This window comes from Luteibacter sp. HA06 (assembly GCF_054061215.1).
Genome location: NZ_JBSSDZ010000001.1, coordinates 4,820,001 through 4,840,326 on the forward strand (window position 1 = coordinate 4,820,001; position 20,326 = coordinate 4,840,326).

Here is a 20,326-nt window from a genome sequence, read left to right on the forward strand (position 1 = left end):
GCCGTGGGGGTTAATTGTGCGTTAACCGAAAGATGCGATGCAAAGCCTTGATGGGAAAGGCGTTGACGCCGTTTGCACGAGGCCGTTATGGTACGCGACAACTCGGGGCGAGCGGATACAAGAAAGACAATGACTGATGAGAACAGAGGCGCGCACAGCGCTCGCAAGCAGGCGGTCCGCCGCAAGGCGCAGCGCCGTCATTCGCACTTCTACGATAGTCGTGCGCATTGGTCGTTCAGTCGCAACGCGTCGTCGGAGCCGTTGAGCTGGTCGCGTGAACGCTGGATCCTCGCGGGCACGGCCTTTCTTCTTGTCATCCTCTCCGCCCTCGTGATCCCGGCCTGGGCCGGCGCCATGAAGTCGTCCTCGGTTACCGCCGTTCCGACTCTTCCCGCGAAGATTCCGCTAGGCGCGATGGCCGCGACGACCGCGATCACCACCGACCCTTTCAATCACGCCATCGTCCCGCTCGCCCTTCCGAAGATGGACCCGGCGGCGATCAAGCCGGTCGCTCCCGTCGACGAATGGCAGACCGTACAGGTTCATCCGGGCGAGACACTCGCCGACATCTTCCTGGCTCAGGGCCTGTCGATGACGGATCTGCAGCACGTGATCGATGGCTCGGGCGGCAGCAAGGTGTTCCACCAGATCAGGCCGGGCCAGGAGTTCCAGTTCCTCGTCGGCGGCGATCACCTCCTCAAGGGTGTGCGCTTCGACCAGGACGAAGCGAACATCGCCACCTTGCGTCTGGACGGTGCATCGCCCCAGCTCACCACGAAGACCCGCGACGTGCAGCGTCGCGAGCACATCGCGCACGGAGCGATCGACAGTTCGCTGTTCGGCGCGGCCTCCAAGGCCGGCATGAGCAACGCGATGGTCCTCAAGCTGGCCGAGGTGTTCAAGTTCGATATCGACTTCGTGCAGGACCTGCGCGTCGGCGATAACTTCACCGTGATCTATGACGATGTCTACAGTGACGGCTCGTACCTTCGGGAAGGCGATATCGTCGCGGCCGAGTTCGTGAACCAGGGTAAGCGCTATACCGCTTATCGCTTCAAGAACACCGACGGCAAGTGGAGCTATTTCAGCGAAGAAGGCCGTCCGCTCACTGGCTCCTTCCTGCGCATCCCGGTCGACTTCACGCGGATCTCCTCGCAGTTCAGCGCGGGCCGCATGCACCCGATCCTTGGCACGATGCGCGCGCACAAGGGCGTCGACTACGCCGCCCCGACCGGTACGCCGATCCACGCCGCGGGCGATGGCGTGGTCAAGTTCCGCGGCTGGATGAACGGCTACGGCAACTTCGTGGTCATCCAGCACAACGCGACGATCAGCACGGCCTACGGCCACATGTCCCGCTTCGCGAACCTCCGCGTGGGCCAGCGCGTCAGCCAGGGCAGCACCATCGGCTTCGTCGGCATGACCGGCCTGGCGACCGGTCCGCATCTGCACTACGAATTCCGCGTCAACAACGTGCAGCGCGATCCGCAGACCGTGACCCTGCCGAAGCCGGAGCCCTTGCCGGCGGGACAGCTGGCGAAGTTCAAGAAAGAGATCGTCGGTCCGCAGCTGGCCCGCCTCAACCAGGTCGACAACAACACGAAGCTCGCGCGCGCCGATACCGCCTCGCGCGGCGACGACTGAGTCGTGCCGACGACAGACGGCCTTTACCTTGGCCTGATTTCCGGAACCAGCGCCGACGGCATCGACGCCGCGCTGGTCCGCTTCGACGAAGGGCGCCCGTCCCTTGTTGCCGGGCTGACGCATCCTTGGGACGACACCCTGCGCCGGCGCATTCTTGCCGTGGCGCAGGATGAGGATCGCCTTGCCCTCGATGATTACGGCCGGCTCGATGTCGCCGTAGCCCATGCCTTTACCGATGCCGCGCAGGCCGTGCTCGAAAGAGCCCGGGTGTCGTCGACGGCGGTGAAAGCCATCGGCTCCCACGGCCAGACCATTCGCCATCGGCCCGACGGTCCGCATCCCTTTACGCTGCAGATCGGCGACCCGTCGGTCATCGCCGAGCGCAGCGGCATCGATACGATCGCCGACTTCCGTCGCGCCGATGTGGCGGCGGGTGGCCAGGGTGCACCGCTGGTTCCCGCTTTCCACGCAACGGTGCTGCGGCCGCCGAATGGGGCGCGCGCCGTACTCAATCTTGGCGGCATCGCCAACGTCACGAGACTATCCGCCAGCGGCGAAGTCACCGGGTTCGATACCGGTCCGGCAAACGGGCTCATGGATGCCTGGTGCCTGCGCCACCGCGGCGAAGCGTTCGACCGCGATGGGCGCTTCGCCGCGTCCGGCACGGTCGACGCGACCCTGCTGGCCGAGATGCTCGACGACGCCTACTTCGTCCTGCCGCCGCCCAAGAGCACTGGCCGCGAGCATTTTCATCTGGCCTGGCTGGATGCGCATCCGCGCGTGGCTGACAACAGCCCGGAAGACGTCCAGGCCACCCTGCTCGCGTTGAGCGCGGTATCGATCGCCGATGCCATCGAGCGCTACGCGGCCGATGCCACCGACGTGGTCGCCTGCGGTGGGGGCGTACACAACGCGGCCTTGATGCAGGCCCTCGCGGCGCGGTTGCCGGGACGCGAGCTGGTCACCAGCACGGCCTTCGGCATCGATCCGGATTTCATGGAAGCCATGGCCTTCGCCTGGCTCGCTTACCGCCGCGTTCGCGGTGAACCAGGCAACCTGGCGAGCGTCACGGGCGCACGCGGCCCTCGCCTGCTGGGCGCGCTCTACGCAGCGCCCTGACACTCAGAACGATGTGTTGGGCACGCTTGCCTGACGTTTGTCCGCATCCGCGAGCGTCGAAGGCGATGCCTGGGCGAGTGCCGCCAGTGCTTCCTGGAAGGCAGCCTGCTCCTCGGCATCCCATGCGCCGGTAAGGTGCGCGATGTCGCCGGGCTGGAGCAATAGCTCGCCGAACACGTCACCCGCACTAAGGCCAAGGCCATAGCGCAGCGCATGCAGGATCACCTCATTGATCGACCAGCGGCGTTCTCGCGCGAGCGTCTTGATCCGCTCGGCCATCTGCTCGTCGATGTGTCGCACCACGATATCTGGCACGTGCGTTACCTCCTCGCGCATGCCCCCTGTGCGGCAGATATTACACAGTTTCGGAAGCGCGTTGTGTCGGCCTTATGGCCTGTCCGTTGGGGTCGGCAGGCGCCGCCAGAGCAGTGCCAGGACCAGCAGCGTCGGGATGATCGAGACCGTGCTGATGACGAATAGCGCGGAGTAGCCGGAGTCCTTGACCAGAAAACCCGACATCCCGCCGATCAGCTTGCCGGGCAGGTTCGCCAGTGAGCTGAGGAGTGCGTACTGGGTCGCGGTAAAGCTCCGGTTGACCAGTCCGGACATGAAGGCGACCAGGACCGGACCCGCAAATCCTTGCGCAAAGTTGTCGCCCGAGAGCGTAACGACGAAGGCCCAGGTCTGGCCCGGATTCTGCGCCATCAGCAGGTACAGCATGTTCGATAGCGCGACACCCAGGGCAGCGACAACAAGCAGACGGCGCATCTCGAAACGGGTCACTGCCCAACCGCCGAGCAAGGCACCGGCAATGCCGATGATGACGCCGTAGACCTTGGAGACCTCGGCGATCTGGGTCTTCGTAAAGCCCGCGTCGAGGTAGAACGGGTACGCCATGACCCCGAGCATCTGGTCGGGCAGGCGGAACAGCGCGACGAACAGCAGCAGGCCAAGCGCGAGGCCCATGCCATAACGCGAGAAAAAGTCACGGAAGGGACCGACAAAGCCTTCCTGCACGGCGACGCGCAACGGCACGCGCTCGCGGACCCGATGCTCGGGCTCGCGCGCAATGAGGACCGTGACGATGGGAATGATCAGCAAAAGGCAGACCGCCATGTACCCGCGCTGCCAGCCCACCTGGTCGGCAATGAGCAGGATGCCCGCGCCGCTGGCGATCAGGCCGAAACGATAGCCGAGCGTATAGGTGGCGGCGAGCGCGCCTTGCGCTTCCGGCGGAGCGATCTCCACACGATACGCATCCACGACGATGTCGATCGTCGCGCCCGCGAACGCGGCCAGGAGGGTGGCCCCGACGAATCGGGGCAACGACGCCGTGGGGGGCATGAAGGCCATCGACAACAGGCCCACCGCCAGCAGCAGCAACCCGAACATCAACCAGCCGCGTCGCTGCCCGAGTCGACCGAACAACGGCAGACGGAACCGGTCGACCAGCGGAGCCCAGAGGAACTTGAAGTTGTAACTGAAGGTGACGTAGCTAGCGAGGCCGATCGCGCCGTAGTCGACGCCCGATTCCTTCAGCCAGGCCGACAGTGTATTGCCGACCAACAGGAACGGCAGGCCCGAGGCCAGACCGAAGAAGAGCATGGTGACCGCACCGGGCTGGGCGAACGCCGCGGCCACACCGCGAAGCCCTTTGTACCGGGCCACGCCGGAAGATTGCGTCACTCGGCGTAGTCCACGGTAAACGGCGCATGGTCGGAGAAGCGCTCATCGCGATAGATCGAGCAGTCACGCGCACGGGCTCCCATGCCCGGGGTCACGATCTGGTAGTCGATCCGCCAACCCACGTTGTTCGCGCGCGCCGCCCCACGGTTTGACCACCAGGTGTATTCCACGGCATCCGGCTTGATCGCGCGGAAGCTGTCCACCCAGCCGATCTCCTTGAAGAGGAGATCGAGCCAGGCGCGCTCCTCGGGCAGGCAACCCGAATTCTTCTGGTTGGAGGTCCAGTTCTTGATATCGTTTTTCGTGTGGACAATGTTCCAGTCGCCGCACAGCACGTACTCACGACCGCTGGCCGCCCATTCGCGCAGGATGGGGGTCAGCCATTCCATGACGCGGAACTTGTACTGCTGGCGCTCATCCCCGGACGATCCCGACGGGATGTAAAAGGAAACGACGCTGAGGTTGCCGAAACGCGCCTCGATGTAGCGGCCCTCGCAATCGAAATCCTCGCGCCCCAGCGATACGCGCACCTCATCGGGTTCGCGCTTCGAATAAATGGCGACGCCGCTGTAGCCCTTCTTGCTGCGGGCGTCGTGATAGAAGCAGTGGTGGCCATCCGGGCGGAACATCGGATCGGTCAGCTGGGCTTCCTGCGCCTTGGTTTCCTGCAGACAGACGACGTCCGCGTCCTGGGCGCGCAGCCATTCGAAGACGCCTTTGGTGGCGGCGGAACGGATACCGTTGGCGTTCAGCGAAATGATGCGCATGGGACCTTGGATTGCGTGGGGCGAATCCCGCCATCATACCGGGCCCATAATGGCGGCATGAATAGTGCCATTCGTGTCCTGCCCCTCGATGCCGACGTCAGGCCCGGCGTACTCGCCTTGCGTGTGCAGGAGGATCAGTTCCCCTTCGTCGGGCGCATCGAAGATTCGCTGGCAGACGTGGCCGTGTGCCCCGGCAGCGAGGGACTCGCCCTCGTCGTCGATGACGCCGTGGTCGGTTATGTACGCATCGACCGCCGCGCCTCCGCCCTGGGCGACCACCCGCTGGCCGAAGGCGCGGTCGCCCTGCGCAGTTTCATGATCGACGCGGGCAGGCAGGGCGAAGGCCTCGGCCGGCGGTCGCTCGACGCCATCCACGCTTACGTGGCGGGGCGCCACCCCGATCGTGAAAGGATCCTTCTCACGGTGAACGTGCGCAACGAAGCGGCCGTCCACGTCTACCGGCGCGCCGGCTACCGCGACAGCGGTGAGCTGTACCATGGCGGGCTGGCGGGGCCGCAATTCGTACTGTGGCGCCCGCTGCATCCCTGGAACCCCTGAGAGAGAACCGACGTGCACGATTACCAGCGCGAATTCATCGAGCTCACCCTGGCCCGCGACGTTCTTCGCTTCGGCGAATTCACGCTCAAGTCGGGCCGTATCAGCCCGTACTTCTTCAACATGGGCCGGATCGACTCCGGTGCCGCGTTGGCCCGCCTCGGGCGCTCCTACGCGGAGGCAGCGACCCGCTCGGGCGTGCCGTTCGACATGCTTTTCGGCCCCGCCTACAAGGGCATTGCCCTGGCCGCCGCGACCGCGATCGCCCTGGCCGACGCGCAAGGCCGTGACCTGCCCTGGGCGTACAACCGCAAGGAAGCCAAGGCTCACGGCGAGGGCGGCGTGCTGGTCGGGGCCCCGCTCAAGGGTCGCGTACTGATCGTCGACGACGTGATGACCGCAGGCACCGCCGTTCGCGAATCGCTGGAACTCATCCGGGCGCAGGGCGCGGAGCCGGCGGGCGTGCTCATCGCACTCGATCGCCAGGAGCGCGGACAGGGCGAACTTTCCGCCGCCCAGGAAGTGGCGGCACAGTTCGGCATTCCGGTCATAGCCATCGCCACCCTGGCGGACGTCATGACCTATGCGGGCGAGAAGCCTGAACTGGCCGCCGAGCATGGCCGCCTGCTGGCCTATCGTGAGCAGTACGGCGTCAGTGGCTGAGAAAACGGCGACTACGTCACGCAGGGCCGGACCACGTGCCGCCCCTGCGTAACCTCACGCTCCGCGCTGGCTATACTCCCGCCACAGGAGGGGACATCATGCGTGCAGTGCGTTACATCCTGGCGGGAGCGACGTTGTGCCTGTGCACAACGGCCTTTGGCGCCGATAACACAGCCAACAACAACGGCTTCCGCTACAAGTGGAAGGACGCGTCGGGGCATTCCTATTTCAGTGACAGCCTGACCCCGGACGCCATGGCGGCTGGCTACGACGTCGTCAATTCACAGGGCCTGACCGTGCGCCACGTGGATCGCCAGATGACCTCGGATGAGCGGGTCGCGGCGAAGAAGGTCGCCGATCAGCAAGCCGCCGCCCTGCAGGCCGAGCAACAGCGTCAGCGCGACGACATGCAACTGCTCAATGCCTATCCCAACGAAGCAGCGTTCATGTCGGCGAAGAACGCCGAGGTCGAGAACTTCGAACAGGCCGCGCGCACGACCCGCCTGAATCTGCAGGGACAGGAAAAGGCACTGGCCGACCTCCTGACCCGGGCTGGCGACCTCGAACGCGCCAAGCAGCCCGTGCCGCCTTACCTCAACGAACGCATCACCGAGCAGCGTAATACCGTCGCCTCGCTGCGGGCGGCACTCCAGCGCCAGCAGGCCTCCAAGGACGCGGCCAGGGTCAAGGTCGACGCGCAGCTGCAGCACTACCGCCAGCTGAAAGCCGCTGCCGCCAACAACGGCGGCTGATCAGGCCGTCAGAACGGCAACACGAGGGACCGGTCGACCGCCAGCAGGCGCTGGCGGAAGGCCTGCTTGACGCGCTCCAGTGCCTTGGCCGTATCCGCATCGAAGCGGAACACGAGTGCGGGCGAGGTATTCGATGCGCGCACCAGACCCCAGCCGTCGGGCCAGTCGACCCGGATGCCGTCGATCGTCGTGATCCGCGCGTCGTCGAACGTAGCGGACCCGCGGAATGCCTCGATGAACCGGAACGGCGCGCCTTCTTCCATGGGCAATCGAAGCTCCGGCGTGGACACGCTGGTCGGGAGTGTCTCGAACAGCGCCGCGGCGCTGCGCTCTTCGAGGTCGCCGGCGACGATCTCGAGCAGGCGTGCCGCCGCGTAGATGCCATCGTCGAAGCCGTACCAGCGATTGTTGTCGGCGAAGAAGAAGTGACCGCTCATCTCGCCGGCCAGCGCTGCGCCGGTGTCACGCATCTTCGCCTTGATCAGGGAGTGGCCGGTACGCCACATCAGCGGCACACCCGCCGACTCCTGGATGACCCGGCGCAGGTGCCCGGTGCATTTGACGTCGAAGATCACGGTCGCGCCCGGGTTGCGCGCCAGCACGTCCTGGGCGAACAGCATGAGCAACCGGTCGGCGTAAATGATCTCGCCGGTGGCGGTCACCACGCCCATGCGGTCGCCATCGCCATCGAACGCGATGCCGAGGTCCGCGCCGATCGTATGGACGGCAGCAATGAGGTCGCCGAGGTTTCGCGGGTCGGACGGATCGGGATGATGATTCGGGAACGTGCCGTCCACGTCGCAGTACAACGGCACGACTTCGCAACCGATTTCTTCCAGGACGCGCGGCGCGACGGCGCCGGCGACGCCGTTACCGGCATCGACGACCACCTTGAGACGACGCTCCGCGGAGACATCCCCGGCGATCTTCGCCACATAAGCGTCGATGATCGGCTGTTCGCGCCATGTGCCCACGCCGTCCTCTTCGAGGCGGCCCTCGGCGATACGGCGATGAAGGTCGGCGATCGCCGCTTCGGCGAGGGTCTCCCCGCCGACGACGATCTTGAAGCCGTTGTGGTCGGGCGGGTTATGACTTCCCGTAACCGACACGGCGCAGCCTGTGCCGAAGTGGAACGCGGCGAAATAGGCCACGGGTGTCGGCACGGCGCCCAGGTCGATGACGTCGATACCAGCGGCGCGTAGGCCATCGGAAAGCGCTCCCGCAAGCTCCGCGCCCGACAGGCGCCCATCGCGGCCCACCACGATTTCACGCAGGCCACGCTCGGTCATCAGGCCGCCGATGGCCTGGCCGATGCGGCGCGCGATGTCGGCATTCAGTTGCGTGCCGACCACACCGCGGATGTCATACGCGCGGAAGATGGCCGGATCCAGCGGAAGGGAAGCCGCTCTCGCGACGGGTTTCGCGGCGGGCGATGAGGCGTGCGCCAATGCGGGGTCCGGGACCGGCGGACGGCGCGGCTGGCGTTCCACATCAGCGATGAGGACGTCTTCGGGCTGGGCTTCGGCCTGAGGCTGAGGACGCTGCCTCGCCCACAACAGCGCGATGCCGCCGCCGATGCCGATGAGCGCAAGCAGCACGGCAAGCAATTCCGAGTGCGGAATGACGATGAAGGCCTTCGGCGGCGCGGCGAAGACATAGAGCGAGGTGCCCGGAACCTGCTGGCCCTCGGGCGAGGTCTCGCCCGAGGCTGAGCCGACGGATTCCAGCATCAGGCTGTCGCCACCACCGCCCTGGCGCAGTTCGATCCGGCCGCTCGACGGCGACAGCGCCATGAATTTCTGGTGGATATCGTCGAACGGATATTCGATCCAGACCCAGGCCCGGACGGCACCCTCGGCGTTGACCGGCTCGGCCACCGTGAGCCGGCGTTCGCTACCGCGCATGGAGCTTGCCGCGAGGGGCGCGCCGGTGGCGCCCAGGGCCGCCATCAGCTGGGCGGCCTTGGCGTAGCCGAACTCGCGGTAGTTCGCGCGCACGACCTCATCCAGGCCACCGCTATAGACCTCGATATCCGACGTGGCCGGGAGAAGCGTGCGCAATCGCGCGGCGGCCGCGGCATGGTCGTCGATACCTGCCGCAACGGCAGGATCGACCAGGGCCCGCATGAGCTGGTTGTGCCGGGCAGCGTATGCGTCGCCCAGGTCATGAACGGCCTGCCGCTGCGCGGAACGCGTGCGCTCCGCGGCATCGCTCTCGTCGGCGATGAGCCACGCCTGCCAGGCGCAGAATGCGCCGCCAGCGATCAGCAACGTGGCTCCGATCAACGGCAGCACGCGTCGCATATCGATGCGAAGCCCCCGCCTCGCCCCTCCCTCATTACGCCCCATGCTGCCCCTTGCTCCCCGTCACCTTGTCAGCCAATGCCCGTCGAACCGAACCCGCCTTCGCCCCTCGACGACGGATCGAACGCATCGACGACGCGCAGACGTGCCCGTCCCACGGGCACGAGCAATAATTGCGCAATCCGGTCGCCCGGCGCGATGGTCAATATCGCGTTTCCGCGATTCCAGCATGAAATCATCAGGGGACCCTGGTAATCCGCGTCGATCACGCCGACCAGATTGCCCATCACCAGTCCCTGCTTATGGCCCAGCCCGGAGCGCGGCACGATCAGCGCGCACCACGCCGGGTCACCAATATGGATGGCAAGACCGGTTGGCACCAGCAGACTTTCGCCCGGGGCCAGGGTGACCGGCGCTTCGACCGCGGCGCGCAGGTCCATGCCCGCACTGCCTTCGGTGGCGGGCTCGGGCAGGGGAATGGTGTCGCCCAGACGGGCGTCGAGAATCTTCAGTTCGATGTCGATCAAGGCTCAGGCTCCGATGCCTGCGAGGAAACGTTGGGCGATATGGCCGACCAGTTGCCGCGCCAGCTCGGTCTTGGGTGCCTGGGGCAGCGCGGTGGCGCCATCGCGCCAGTACAACTGCAACGCGTTGTCCGCCACCTCGAAGCCGCGGCCTGGCCCCACCTCGTTGGCGGCGATCATGTCGATGCCTTTGCGTAGCAGCTTTTCCTGCGCGTACGAGGCCAGTTCCTTCGTCTCAGCCGCAAAGCCGACGAGGAACGGCCGGTTCGGCAGCGCTGCCAGCGAAGCGATGATGTCGGGATTTTCGGCCAGCTCCAGGCGAAGCGGCGCACCAGAGGCTTTCTTCAGCTTATGGTCGGCGGTGTCGGCTGGACGGTAATCGCCTACAGCTGCCGCGCCAATATAGATGTCGGTCCCGGCGACGGCCGCGAGCACGGCTTCCTGCATCTGCCGGGCGCTGCGCACGTCGATCCGGTTCACGCCGGCAGGTGTCGGTAGCGAGACCGGGCCCGCGACGAGGGTCACGTCGGCACCTGCGTCGCGCGCGGCGCATGCCACGGCAAAACCCATCCGGCCGGAGCTTCGATTGCCGATGAAGCGCACCGGGTCGATGTCTTCATACGTGGGGCCCGCACTCACCAGCACCCGGCGCCCACGCAGTGGCTGCTCGCCGAAGGAAGCGACCAGGATGTCACGCAACTCATGGGGTTCGAGCATCCGCCCGGAACCGATGTCGCCACAGGCCTGGTCGCCATCGGCGGGACCAAGGATTCCCACGCCGCGGACGCGCAGCGTGCCAACGTTCGCCTGCACGGCCAGGTTCGCCCACATCTGTTGGTTCATGGCGGGAGCGATGTAAACCGGCGCCGCGGTGGCCAGGACCACGGTCGACAGCAGGTCGTCGGCGAAGCCATGTGCCAGCCGCGCGATCGTGTCGGCGCTGGCAGGAGCGATGAGGACACGCTCGGCCCATTTCGCCAGTTCGATATGGCCCATCGCCGCTTCGCCCGCCTCGTCCCACAAGCTTACCCGCACCGGCTGGCCCGAAAGCGCCTGGAAGGTGGTGGGCGTGACGAAATGGGTTGCGCCTTCGGTCATGACAATGCGTACCTCGGCGTCGAGGTCACGAAGACGACGGACGAGCTCGCACATCTTGTAAGCGGCGATACCGCCGGTTACCCCAATCAGGATGCGACGCTGGCGAAGACTCATGGCGGAACGACGCTGCTTCGGAGGGCCAGTTAGCTTAACGGATTTCACGGAGTCCTTTTTTTCCGAATCGTTCTATCGCCAAGCCATGGGCCACAACCGTAAGTTGTTCGCCAGGCCGTCACTCCCGATGGCGAGACAGGAACTATCTGCTTATGAAGCGGGGGACGACCAACCACGCCGGCATCCGCGATGCAGCTGCATCGCCCCATGCCTACCTGCCACGTCCTATCCGCCAGTGGCCGGCGAGCGAGCGGCCGCGAGAGCGCCTGCTGGCCCATGGTGCCGCCGCACTTTCCGATGCCGAACTCATCGCCGTTCTGATCGGCAACGGCACGGTCGGTTGCGACGCCGTCGCCACGGGCCGCGCCCTGCTGGGCCAGGCCGGCAGTCTCGGACGCCTCCTCGCCGATCCCGACCATCTGCCCCGGGTGAACGGCGTTGGCCCGGCCAAGAGGGCGCGCATCGTCGCCGCGCTGGAGCTGGCGCGGCGTTCACTGGGCGAAGATCTTGTCGAACTGCCTCGCATCGAGAACCCGGCCGACAGCGCCGAGTATTTCCGCGCGCGACTCCTTCACCTGCCTCACGAGGTATTCGCCGTCCTGTTCCTCGACACCCGCCACCGCGTGCTGGCGTACGAAGAACTCTTCCGCGGCACCATCGACGGCGCCAGCGTGTATCCGCGGGAAGTGGTCCGGGCCTGCCTGCGGCACCGCGCGAGTGCTGTGATCTTCGCCCACAACCACCCCTCAGGCGTGGCCGTACCCAGTCCCGCCGATCAGGAAATCACCCAGGTCCTGGTTGAAGCCCTGCGGCTGATGGACATCCGGGTGCTGGACCACCTCGTGGTCGGCCATGGCGAGCCGGTTTCCATGGCCAACCTGGGCATGCTCTGAGCAAACTCTGAGCAAAAAAAGACGGCGCGAGTGCCGCTCGCGCCGTCTGGGGGCCATCTTTCGAGGGAGGGGGCGTCGATAACCCTTGTGCCGTCGGCCGGGGAGACACCGGGCACAAGAGGAATTGTGACGACAACCAGTTACAACGCCGTGACGTGCCGAAAAACAGCTCATGACGGCTTGAAGGAATTGACTTATGCACATTGACCCCGTTTTCCACTTGGACGTCACATCTGCTGTCCTCGCGGAGGTCACGGCTTCAAGTCGATGATTTTTCTGGGTTTCAGTTGTTACGCATTGAAGTCAAATCTTGTAGGCGCCTTGCACGATCCATTTCGGCCGTTCTTGCCCACAGACTTATCCACAGGCCTGGGGATACCGCGAAGCGCTCCTGCGACCGGCCCGGGCGCCCCTTCTGATAGGATTGCCGGTTCCATATCCGTGTCCCGACTGCCGTGAAACAAGAGCTCAAACAACTCGTCCTGCAAGCCATTGGTGCTCTGCGGGAGTCCGGCAAACTGCCGTCCGATTTCGTCGCGCCGACCTTCGTGATCGAGCGCACGCGCAGTCGCGAGCACGGCGACTTTGCGACCAACGTCGCCATGATGATGGCCAAGGCCGCGGGCCGTAAGCCGCGGGACATCGCCACCGACCTGGTCGAAGCCCTGCCCGGCTCGGCTCTCGTCGGCAAGGTGGATATCGCCGGCCCGGGATTCATCAACTTCTTCCTTGCCCCGGCCGCCTTCCACGCCGAGATCGCGCGAGCCATCGCCGAGAGTGGTCGCTACGGCTTCAACGAGGACGGCGGCGGCCGCCAGGCGGGCGTCGAGTTCGTGTCGGCCAACCCGACGGGCCCGCTCCACGTCGGCCACGGTCGCGCCGCAGCCATCGGCGACAGCATCAGCCGCCTCCTCCACGCCAGCGGCTGGAAGGTCACGCGCGAGTTTTATTACAACGACGCCGGCGTGCAGATCGCCAATCTCGCCCTGTCCACGCAGGCCCGGGCCAAGGGCATCGCGCCGGACGAAGCAGGCTGGCCCGAGTCGGGCTACCGCGGCGATTACATCGCCGAGGTCGCCAGGGCCTTCCTGGCCGGCGAGTCGGTCGAAGCCGATGGCGAGACCGTCACTGCTTCGGGGAACGCCGACAACCTCGACGACATCCGCCGTTTCGCGGTGGCCTCGCTGCGCCACGAGCAAGATCTCGACCTGAAAGCGTACGGCGTCGGTTTCGACGTCTATTACCTCGAGTCCTCGCTGTACACCGAGGGCAAGGTGGAAGAGACGGTGCGCGAGCTGGTCGCGCACGGCCACACCTATGAGGAAGGCGGCGCCCTGTGGCTGCGCTCCACGGATTTCGGTGACGACAAGGACCGCGTCATGCGCAAGTCCGACGGCACCTATACGTATTTCCTTCCGGACGTGGCTTACCACCGCACGAAGTGGCAGCGCGGCTATGAGCGCGCCATCACGGAACTGGGCTCCGACCACCACGGCTCGCTGGCCCGCGTGAAAGCCGGCCTCCAGGCGCTGGATACGGGCATCCCGAAGAACTGGCCCGAGTACGTGCTGCACCAGATGGTCACGGTGATGCGCGGCGGCGAGGAAGTGAAGATCTCCAAGCGGGCCGGTTCCTACGTCACGCTGCGCGATCTCATCGACGAAGCCGGGCGCGACGCCACCCGTTACTTCCTGATCGCTCGCAAGGCCGATTCGCAGCTGGTGTTCGATATCGACCTGGCGCGTTCGCAGAGCAACGACAACCCGGTTTACTACATCCAGTATGCGCATGCCCGCGCCAGCCGCGTGTTCCGCGAACTGGCCGATCGTGGGCTGTCGAGCAACCGGGGCAACGGCCTGGCGAAGCTGCCGCTGCTCGACACCGAGCACGAGCAAGCGCTCATGGTCGAGCTGTCCCGTTACCCGGAGATGGTCGAGTCGGCCGCCGCCAACCTGGAACCGCACCTGATCGCGCAATATCTTCGCGAGCTTGCGGGCTCGCTGCACAGCTACTATCACGAGCACAAGTGGATCGTCGACGATGCCGACCTGCGCGATGCGCGTCTGGTCCTGGTCGCCGCGACGCAGCAGGTATTGAAGAACGGTCTGGATCTGCTGGGCATTTCCGCCCCGGAGAGCATGTAAATGGCAACACGCAAAAAGGCAAAGGGCCGTCAGGCCGTCCGTAACAGCTCGAGCGGCATGCCGGGCTGGAGCTGGGCGCTGATCGGCATCCTCGCCGGTGCCCTGCTGATGGCTTTCGCGATGCGCGGCTCATGGATGCCCATGATGCGCCAGCACGATGGCCCCGAGCCGAACCCCCAGGCGACGGCGCAGAAGGGCAGCGATCCCGGCGTGGTCGAGCAGACCGAGCCCGAGAAGCCGAAGAAGCCGTCATACGACTTCTACTCGGTGCTGTCCGAAAAAGAAGTGCGCATTCCGGATGCCGAGATTCGCGCGCAGGCTAGTGCCGAAGCGCAGCAGAAGCAGCAACAGCAGGCTGCGCAGCAGCAGGCCGCGGCGCAACAGCAGGCTGCCGCGACTCAACAGCAGCAACAGGCCACGGCGGCCGCGGCGAACCTGCCAAAGGCCACCACCCAGACAGTCACTGCCGCGCCTCCCGCGCAGCCGGCTGCCGCACCGGCCGCCAGCGGCGGTTCCGGCTACCTGCTCCAGGTGGGCGCGTTCCCGAGCGCCTCCGATGCCGAAGCCCTGAAGGCCAAGCTCGCACTGCAAGGCTTTGTCGCCAACGTGCAGGCCGTGAAGGTCGGCGCGCAGACCTACAACCGCGTTCGCCTTGGCCCATTCAAATCGGCGACGGACCTGGAAAGCACCAAGCAGCATCTGCAGGCGGCCGGCATCAGCGCGATCGCACTGAAGGAAGGCAGCTAAGGTTTCCTTCCCGGCTGGCACCAAAAAAAAACCGCCGTCACCGGCGGTTTTTTTGTGCACGACGGTCGACTCATTGACCGCGTTTGAGACGAATCAACGCCGAGATGTCGTCGTCACCGTAGCCCTGGGCCATAAGCTCCGCGAAGTCGGCGAGCGACTGCTCGATGACGGTCCGGTCGGTGCCGGCCTCCATGGCGATACCGCGAACGATGCCGAGATCCTTGTGCAGCAGCGCCAGCTTGAAGCCGACCGAGAACTCGTTGCGAAGCATCGTGGCGCCACGCTTGTCGAGGAACCAGTTGCCGGCCGCGCCTGCCGCGAGGGTTGGGATCAGGCTTTCGGCTTCGAGGCCCAGAGCCTCACCAAGAGCGAGCCCCTCCGTCACCGCATGGGCGATGCCTGCGACCAGCACCTGGTTGACGGCCTTCGTCGCCTGGCCGTTGCCGACGGCACCCATGTGCGTGATGCGTGCACCGTAGGCTTCGAGCACGGGCCGTGCACGTTCGAGCACGGCGGCATCACCGCCCACCATGACCGAGAGCTTGCCGTTCTTCGCGCCTTCCACGCCGCCCGACACAGGAGCATCGAGGAAATCCGCGCCGACGTCGGCGAGGATCCGCGCGGCGCGCTTCGCCGTGGCAGGCGCGACCGTCGAATGATCGATGACGATGCTGCCCTTCTTCAGCGACGGCGCCAGTGCCTGGACGACGCTGATGACGTCCGCATCCGCACTGACGCATAGCGCGACGATATCGGCCGAGGCGGCGATGCCGGCAAGGTCGGGTGCGCCCACGCCGAGTTCCTTCGCCAGCGCATCGGCGCGCGCCTGTGTGCGATTACCTACCGCGACCAGCAGGCCCCTGGTGTGGAGATGGCCGGCCATGGGGGCGCCCATCGCGCCGAGTCCGATAAAAGCTGCCTTGATGCTCATGCTGTCGTTTCCGCGAGATAGGTGTAGCCGGTCAGGCCCTTGTCGAGTGAGGCGTACAACGCTTCGGCCTCGGCACCGACGATGCCCGCGGCAGCCAGACGATCGGTGTACGACTGACGGAGCACCTTGAGATCGTAGCCCACGTAGTCGAGCATCAGGTCCGTGGTGTCACCGCGACGAATGTGGTCGAACTCGTAACCGTTGGCCGTCGCGCGAACGTTAACCGCGTCGGTGTCGCCGAACAGGTTGTGGATGTCGCCGAGCGTCTCCTGGTACGCACCGACCATGAAGATACCCAGGCGATAAGACTCCCGTTCTTTCAGTGCATGCAGCGGCAGGCTCACGTCCACGCCTTCGGCATCCACGTAGTGATCGATGCGGCCGTCCGAATCGCAGGTGAGGTCGGCGATGACGCCGCGGCGTGTCGGCTCCTCGTCGAGACGCGAGATCGGCACGATCGGGAAGATCTGGTCGATCGCCCAGATGTCAGGGACGGACTCGAAGACCGAGAAGTTGACGAAGTACTTGTCGACCAGCTTTTCGTCGAGGTCGTCCAGCGCCTGGCGGTGCGCGCGTTCGGCGGGCAACAGGCGCGGGCGCACCGCGTTGGCGATCGCGTAGAACAATTCGTCGAGCGTGGCGCGGTCGCGCAGATCCAGCTGGCCAAGCGCGTACAGCGAGAGACCTTCGGCCAGGTGATGCTGGGCTTCATGGAACAGTTCCAGCGGCGGGCGGCTGTCGAGCTCGGCATGCGTTTCGCGCAGGTGGCGAAGTACGCTTGGCTCGCCCGCGCGGCCGGCCGGGACGGCACCCTCTGGCACCGGTTCGACTTCGCTGACGTTGACGATCATCACCGCGTGGTGCGCGGTCATCGCGCGGCCGGATTCGGTAAAGATGACCGGCGCCTTCATGCCGTGCTCGGCCACGGCCTCGGCCAGCGGCTGGACGATGCTCGCCGCGTACTGGCCAAGGCTGTAGTTGATCGAGTTGTAGCTGCGCGAACGGGTGCCCTCGTAGTCGACGCCCAGGCCACCGCCCACGTCCACGATGTCGATCGGCACGCCCAGGCGGTGCAGCTCGACGAAGTAGCGAACGGCCTCACGCATGCCGGCGGCGATGTCGCGCACGTTCGAGATCTGCGAGCCCATGTGGAAATGCTGCAGCCTCAGCGTGTGCTTGAGACCCGCGGCATCCAGGCGCTCGATGAGCTCGAGGATCTGGCCCGGGCTAAGCCCGAACTTACCCTTGTCGCCACCGGTGTTCTGCCACTTGCCGGCACCGATCGATGCCAGTCGCACGCGCACGCCGAGCAGTGGCTCGATCTCGAGCGCCTTCGCTTCGGCGAAAACGTGGTCCAGCTCGGACAGCTTCTCGATCACGATGTGCACGCGCAGGCCCATCTTCAGGCCGATCAGCGCAAGGCGGATGTATTCGCGATCCTTGTAACCGTTGCAGACCACCATGCTGCCCGGGCGGGCATGCGCCAGCACCGCCATCAGCTCGGGCTTCGACCCGGCTTCGAGTCCGAAGCCGTGTTCGCCGGCGGCCACCAGCTCGCTGACCACGCCGCGCTGCTGGTTCACCTTGATCGGATAGATGGCGGTGTAGGAGCCCGCATAGTCGACATCGTCGATGGCCTTGGCAAACGCCTGCTGCAGGCGGGCGAGGCGATCGGCGAGGATGTCCGGAAAACGAATGAGCAGCGGCAGGCGCAGGCCTTCACTCGTGGCCTGATCGACGATGGCCGGCAGGTCGAGGGCCGGGCCTTCGGCGCCGCGAGGGCGCATGAGCAGGTGGCCGTCATCGGCAACGTCGACGTAGCCGTTGCTCCAGTGGGGGATCGCGTAGGTCTGCTTGGCGCGGTCGGTGGTCCAGTTCGCCATGGGCGGAGGTCTCCAGGTGATTGTGTCGTGTCCCCCATCGGGGGTGCGCGGAACAGTCGCAGCGGCGAACTTTGACCTGAAGCGGGCCTGGCGGCCGGGAGCCTCGCACGCCGCGGGGCCAACCAGACTGGGCCTGCACGGCGGCGGGGCCGTGTGCAGACCGCGTATTGTACCGGGCCGCCATGACATCCGTGTATCGCCCTTACGCGCGGTAGGGCAAGGCTGACAAGGCCGCGAGGGTAAGGCGACGGCCGCTTGGGGGCCCGGAGCCGGTACAATCCCCGCTTTCGATCCCCTTCCCGTTTCCAGGAACAGCGTCATGTCGCAGCAGCAGCTCAGCTGGTTTACCGAAGCCCACCAGGCCTCGGGCTCCTCCATCGGTTTCCGCGTCGAGCGCCTGTTGCACGCCGAGAAGACCGAGTTTCAGACGATCGAGATCTACCAGACCACCGATTGGGGCAACCTCATGGTGATCGACGGCTGCGTGATGCTCACCGGCCGCGACAACTTCCTCTATCACGAGATGATGACCCACCCGGCGTTGTTCACCCACGCCCGCGCCAAGCGCGTCGTCATCATCGGCGGCGGCGATTGCGGCACGCTGCGTGAGGTGCTCAAGCACGAGGAAGTCGAGAGTGCCACCCAGGTCGAGATCGACGAGCGCGTCACGCGCCTGGCCGAGCAGTACTTCCCGGAACTGTGCGAGGCCAACAACGACCCGCGTGCCGAACTGCTCTTCATCGACGGCATCAAGTACATGGCCGACGCGACCCCGGAATCCATCGACCTGATCATCGTCGACTCGACCGACCCGGTCGGTCCGGCCGAAGGCCTGTTCAACGCTGCCTTCTACGCCAGCTGCTACAAGGCCCTGCGCCATGGCGGCATCCTGGTGCAGCAGTCGGAATCGCCGATGGCCCACATCGAGCTGATCAAGGCCATGCGTTCGGCCATGCGCACCTCGGGTTTCAAGGCCGTGCGTACCCTGCCCTTCCCGCAGCCGTGCTACCCCACCGGCTGGTGGAGCTGCACCATGGCGCGCAAGGACGGCGACCTGTCGGGCTTCCGCGAGCGCGGCGCGATCAGCAAGAACTTCCCCACGAAGTACTACAACGCCGACATCCACAAGGGCGCGCTGGCCCAGCCGGAGTTCATGCGCGAAGCGCTCGGCGAGTAAAGCTATCAGGGAGCTGTAGCTAGTGTGGGAGCCGCTTCAGCGGCGAAAAGCCAACGGAGCGGTTTAGCCAAGACCCATCGCCGGCATAGCCGGCTCCCACACAAAGCGACTCCAGCCAATGAAAAAGGGCGCCCTATAGGCGCCCTTTTTCTGTTTCTCCGGCCTGGTTATTTCTCCGGCCTGGAGGGCTCCCAGCCGGCCGGCGCTTCGGCAGGCATGCCGTAGGCGCGGAGCGAGGCAAGGATGACGCTCATCTCCGTGCCGCCACTACGCGCCAGCATGAGCATCTTCTGCGCCGTGGCCTTGTCGCCCTGGGCCTGCTGGTTCAGCTGCGCGAAGCGCTGCATCTGCCAGATGAGGTTGAGGCGGGCGGTCTTGGCCGAGGCCTGGTCGGAGGCATCCGTGGACAGGGTCTCGCGTAGGTGCAGGCCCAGCGAACGGCCGAGCGGGCTGCTGCCCCACTCGAGCACCTTGGCCAGTTTCAGGCAATCGCCGACGACCGACGCGTCTTCTTTGTTGTCCTCGCAGTACTTCGCCGTAGCCTGGAAGCCCGGCATCGGCTGGGCACTGGCCAGGCCGAAGACGAGCACCATCTGCACGCCAGCGGCACCCGACCCCTGCAGCGGATTGAACGTGTCGGCCGGCGGCGGCAGCTGGGTGACCGAGTTGGCCAACGCCTTCAGGCTGGCACCCAGGTAGTCGTCGTAGAGCTTCGCGTTGGCCGCACGGGTGAGGTCGGCGCGCGCAGCGTCTTTTGCCGCGTTGTGCTGGTCGACGCCCAGCTTGAGCAGCCAGACGGCGGCGTTGTCGGGCGCCTGCTTCTGCAAGGTGGCGAGAGCCTCCATGTTCGGGCAGGCATCGCCCTTGGCGTTGCAGTCGGCGAGGCGGGCCCAGGCAACCTGCGGGCCGGCATCGTCATTACGCGACGCGCGCTCGAGCAGGGCGTGATACGTCAGCACTTCCGGCGGGTTGACCAGCGGACGCGCGAGCAGGGCTGCGCCGAGCAGCGGCTCGGATTCGGTCCGCAGCGCGATGACGCTGGCAAGGTCCTTCTGGAACTGCAGCAGGGCCCGGGTCTGGTCCTTCTGCGCCACTGGCCCCTTGGCCGGTCCGGTTGCCGTACCTGGCCACGGCGTCGCCGCGAAGGTGGGCAAAGAAAGCAGGCTGGCGAGGGCCAGGGTCACGACGCGGCGTTGCCGCATGGGCCATCTCCGTGAAATAAAACGACAAGAATACGGTTCAACCATGAACGGAAGCTGGGCCGTCCGGTCTTCACCAAGCGAAGACATTGCTACTATCGGTCTGAGCGCGGGGGGATCGGGACAG

The 20,326-nt window shown here is 65.8% G+C and carries 18 protein-coding genes; 9 read left to right on the top strand and 9 right to left on the bottom strand.

The genetic code is table 11. The features are described from left to right. Positions 1-129: 129 nt before the first annotated feature. Entirely contained in the window at positions 130-1,644 is a 1,515-nt protein-coding gene (locus ACVWWJ_RS22195; RefSeq protein WP_456969507.1) for an OapA family protein, read from the top strand. A gap of 3 nt (positions 1,645-1,647) precedes the next feature. Beyond that, on the top strand, positions 1,648-2,763 hold the full coding sequence (locus tag ACVWWJ_RS22200) for an anhydro-N-acetylmuramic acid kinase (RefSeq protein WP_456969508.1): 1,116 nt from the start codon (positions 1,648-1,650) through the stop codon (positions 2,761-2,763). 3 nt (positions 2,764-2,766) lie between these two features. On the opposite strand, the gene ACVWWJ_RS22205 is transcribed toward ACVWWJ_RS22200, so the two are convergent. From ACVWWJ_RS22205 to ACVWWJ_RS22215, 3 genes are all read right to left on the bottom strand, one after another. Beyond that, positions 2,767-3,078 (bottom strand): hypothetical protein, encoded by a 312-nt coding sequence (locus ACVWWJ_RS22205; protein WP_456969509.1) that lies wholly within the window; start codon positions 3,076-3,078, stop codon positions 2,767-2,769. A 72-nt stretch (positions 3,079-3,150) separates the two neighbouring features. Continuing rightward, complete coding sequence (locus ACVWWJ_RS22210; protein ID WP_456969510.1) at positions 3,151-4,449, bottom strand: AmpG family muropeptide MFS transporter; 1,299 nt, start codon at positions 4,447-4,449, stop codon at positions 3,151-3,153. Continuing rightward, positions 4,446-5,216, bottom strand: a complete 771-nt coding sequence (locus ACVWWJ_RS22215) for an exodeoxyribonuclease III (RefSeq protein ID WP_159896738.1) — start codon at positions 5,214-5,216, stop codon at positions 4,446-4,448. The genes ACVWWJ_RS22210 and ACVWWJ_RS22215 overlap by 4 nt, the downstream gene beginning before the upstream one ends. Before the next feature lie 57 nt (positions 5,217-5,273). Here ACVWWJ_RS22215 and ACVWWJ_RS22220 point away from each other — a divergent pair, with 57 nt between their 5' ends. The 3 genes from ACVWWJ_RS22220 to ACVWWJ_RS22230 all read left to right on the top strand — a co-directional run bounded on the left by ACVWWJ_RS22220 (position 5,274) and on the right by ACVWWJ_RS22230 (position 7,186). Then, on the top strand, positions 5,274-5,774 hold the full coding sequence (locus ACVWWJ_RS22220) for a GNAT family N-acetyltransferase (protein WP_159896740.1): 501 nt from the start codon (positions 5,274-5,276) through the stop codon (positions 5,772-5,774). A 12-nt stretch (positions 5,775-5,786) separates the two neighbouring features. Further along, the gene (gene pyrE / locus ACVWWJ_RS22225; RefSeq protein ID WP_456969511.1) at positions 5,787-6,434 is read left to right on the top strand and encodes an orotate phosphoribosyltransferase; all 648 of its coding nucleotides are present in this window, start codon (positions 5,787-5,789) and stop codon (positions 6,432-6,434) included. Between the two features lie 98 nt (positions 6,435-6,532). Then, on the top strand, positions 6,533-7,186 hold the full coding sequence (locus tag ACVWWJ_RS22230; RefSeq protein ID WP_200851995.1) for a hypothetical protein: 654 nt from the start codon (positions 6,533-6,535) through the stop codon (positions 7,184-7,186). Between the two features lie 8 nt (positions 7,187-7,194). Here ACVWWJ_RS22230 and ACVWWJ_RS22235 read toward each other — a convergent pair whose 3' ends face one another. Genes ACVWWJ_RS22235 through coaBC form a run of 3 tightly spaced genes read right to left on the bottom strand, consistent with a single transcriptional unit; the run spans position 7,195 to position 11,225 of the window. Then, positions 7,195-9,534 carry a phosphomannomutase/phosphoglucomutase gene (locus tag ACVWWJ_RS22235; protein WP_456969512.1) on the bottom strand — a complete coding sequence of 780 codons (2,340 nt, stop codon included), beginning with the start codon at positions 9,532-9,534 and terminating at the stop codon, positions 7,195-7,197. A gap of 26 nt (positions 9,535-9,560) precedes the next feature. Next, on the bottom strand, positions 9,561-10,016 hold the full coding sequence (dut, locus tag ACVWWJ_RS22240) for a dUTP diphosphatase (protein ID WP_456969513.1): 456 nt from the start codon (positions 10,014-10,016) through the stop codon (positions 9,561-9,563). Between the two features lie 3 nt (positions 10,017-10,019). Further along, positions 10,020-11,225 (bottom strand): bifunctional phosphopantothenoylcysteine decarboxylase/phosphopantothenate--cysteine ligase CoaBC, encoded by a 1,206-nt coding sequence (gene coaBC, locus ACVWWJ_RS22245; protein WP_159893366.1) that lies wholly within the window; start codon positions 11,223-11,225, stop codon positions 10,020-10,022. Positions 11,226-11,377: 152 nt separating this feature from the next. Between coaBC and radC the strand changes: the two genes are divergently transcribed. The 3 genes from radC to ACVWWJ_RS22260 all read left to right on the top strand — a co-directional run bounded on the left by radC (position 11,378) and on the right by ACVWWJ_RS22260 (position 15,009). After that, entirely contained in the window at positions 11,378-12,118 is a 741-nt protein-coding gene (gene radC / locus ACVWWJ_RS22250) for a RadC family protein (protein WP_456969514.1), read from the top strand. Positions 12,119-12,573: 455 nt separating this feature from the next. Next, complete coding sequence (argS, locus tag ACVWWJ_RS22255) at positions 12,574-14,262, top strand: arginine--tRNA ligase (RefSeq protein WP_159893365.1); 1,689 nt, start codon at positions 12,574-12,576, stop codon at positions 14,260-14,262. Beyond that, positions 14,263-15,009, top strand: a complete 747-nt coding sequence (locus tag ACVWWJ_RS22260) for an SPOR domain-containing protein (protein ID WP_456969515.1) — start codon at positions 14,263-14,265, stop codon at positions 15,007-15,009. Positions 15,010-15,079: 70 nt separating this feature from the next. On the opposite strand, the gene ACVWWJ_RS22265 is transcribed toward ACVWWJ_RS22260, so the two are convergent. Both ACVWWJ_RS22265 and speA read right to left on the bottom strand, forming a co-directional pair. Further along, entirely contained in the window at positions 15,080-15,940 is an 861-nt protein-coding gene (locus ACVWWJ_RS22265) for an NAD(P)-dependent oxidoreductase (RefSeq protein WP_159893361.1), read from the bottom strand. Beyond that, positions 15,937-17,823, bottom strand: a complete 1,887-nt coding sequence (speA, locus tag ACVWWJ_RS22270; RefSeq protein ID WP_456969516.1) for an arginine decarboxylase — start codon at positions 17,821-17,823, stop codon at positions 15,937-15,939. The genes ACVWWJ_RS22265 and speA overlap by 4 nt, the downstream gene beginning before the upstream one ends. A gap of 319 nt (positions 17,824-18,142) precedes the next feature. Between speA and speE the strand changes: the two genes are divergently transcribed. After that, positions 18,143-19,000, top strand: coding sequence for a polyamine aminopropyltransferase (gene speE, locus ACVWWJ_RS22275; protein WP_456969517.1), 858 nt, complete (start codon positions 18,143-18,145; stop codon positions 18,998-19,000). A gap of 167 nt (positions 19,001-19,167) precedes the next feature. Here the strand turns inward: speE and ACVWWJ_RS22280 are convergent, their stop codons facing one another. Then, entirely contained in the window at positions 19,168-20,202 is a 1,035-nt protein-coding gene (locus ACVWWJ_RS22280) for a hypothetical protein (protein ID WP_456969518.1), read from the bottom strand. Between the last annotated feature and the right edge of the window lie 124 nt (positions 20,203-20,326).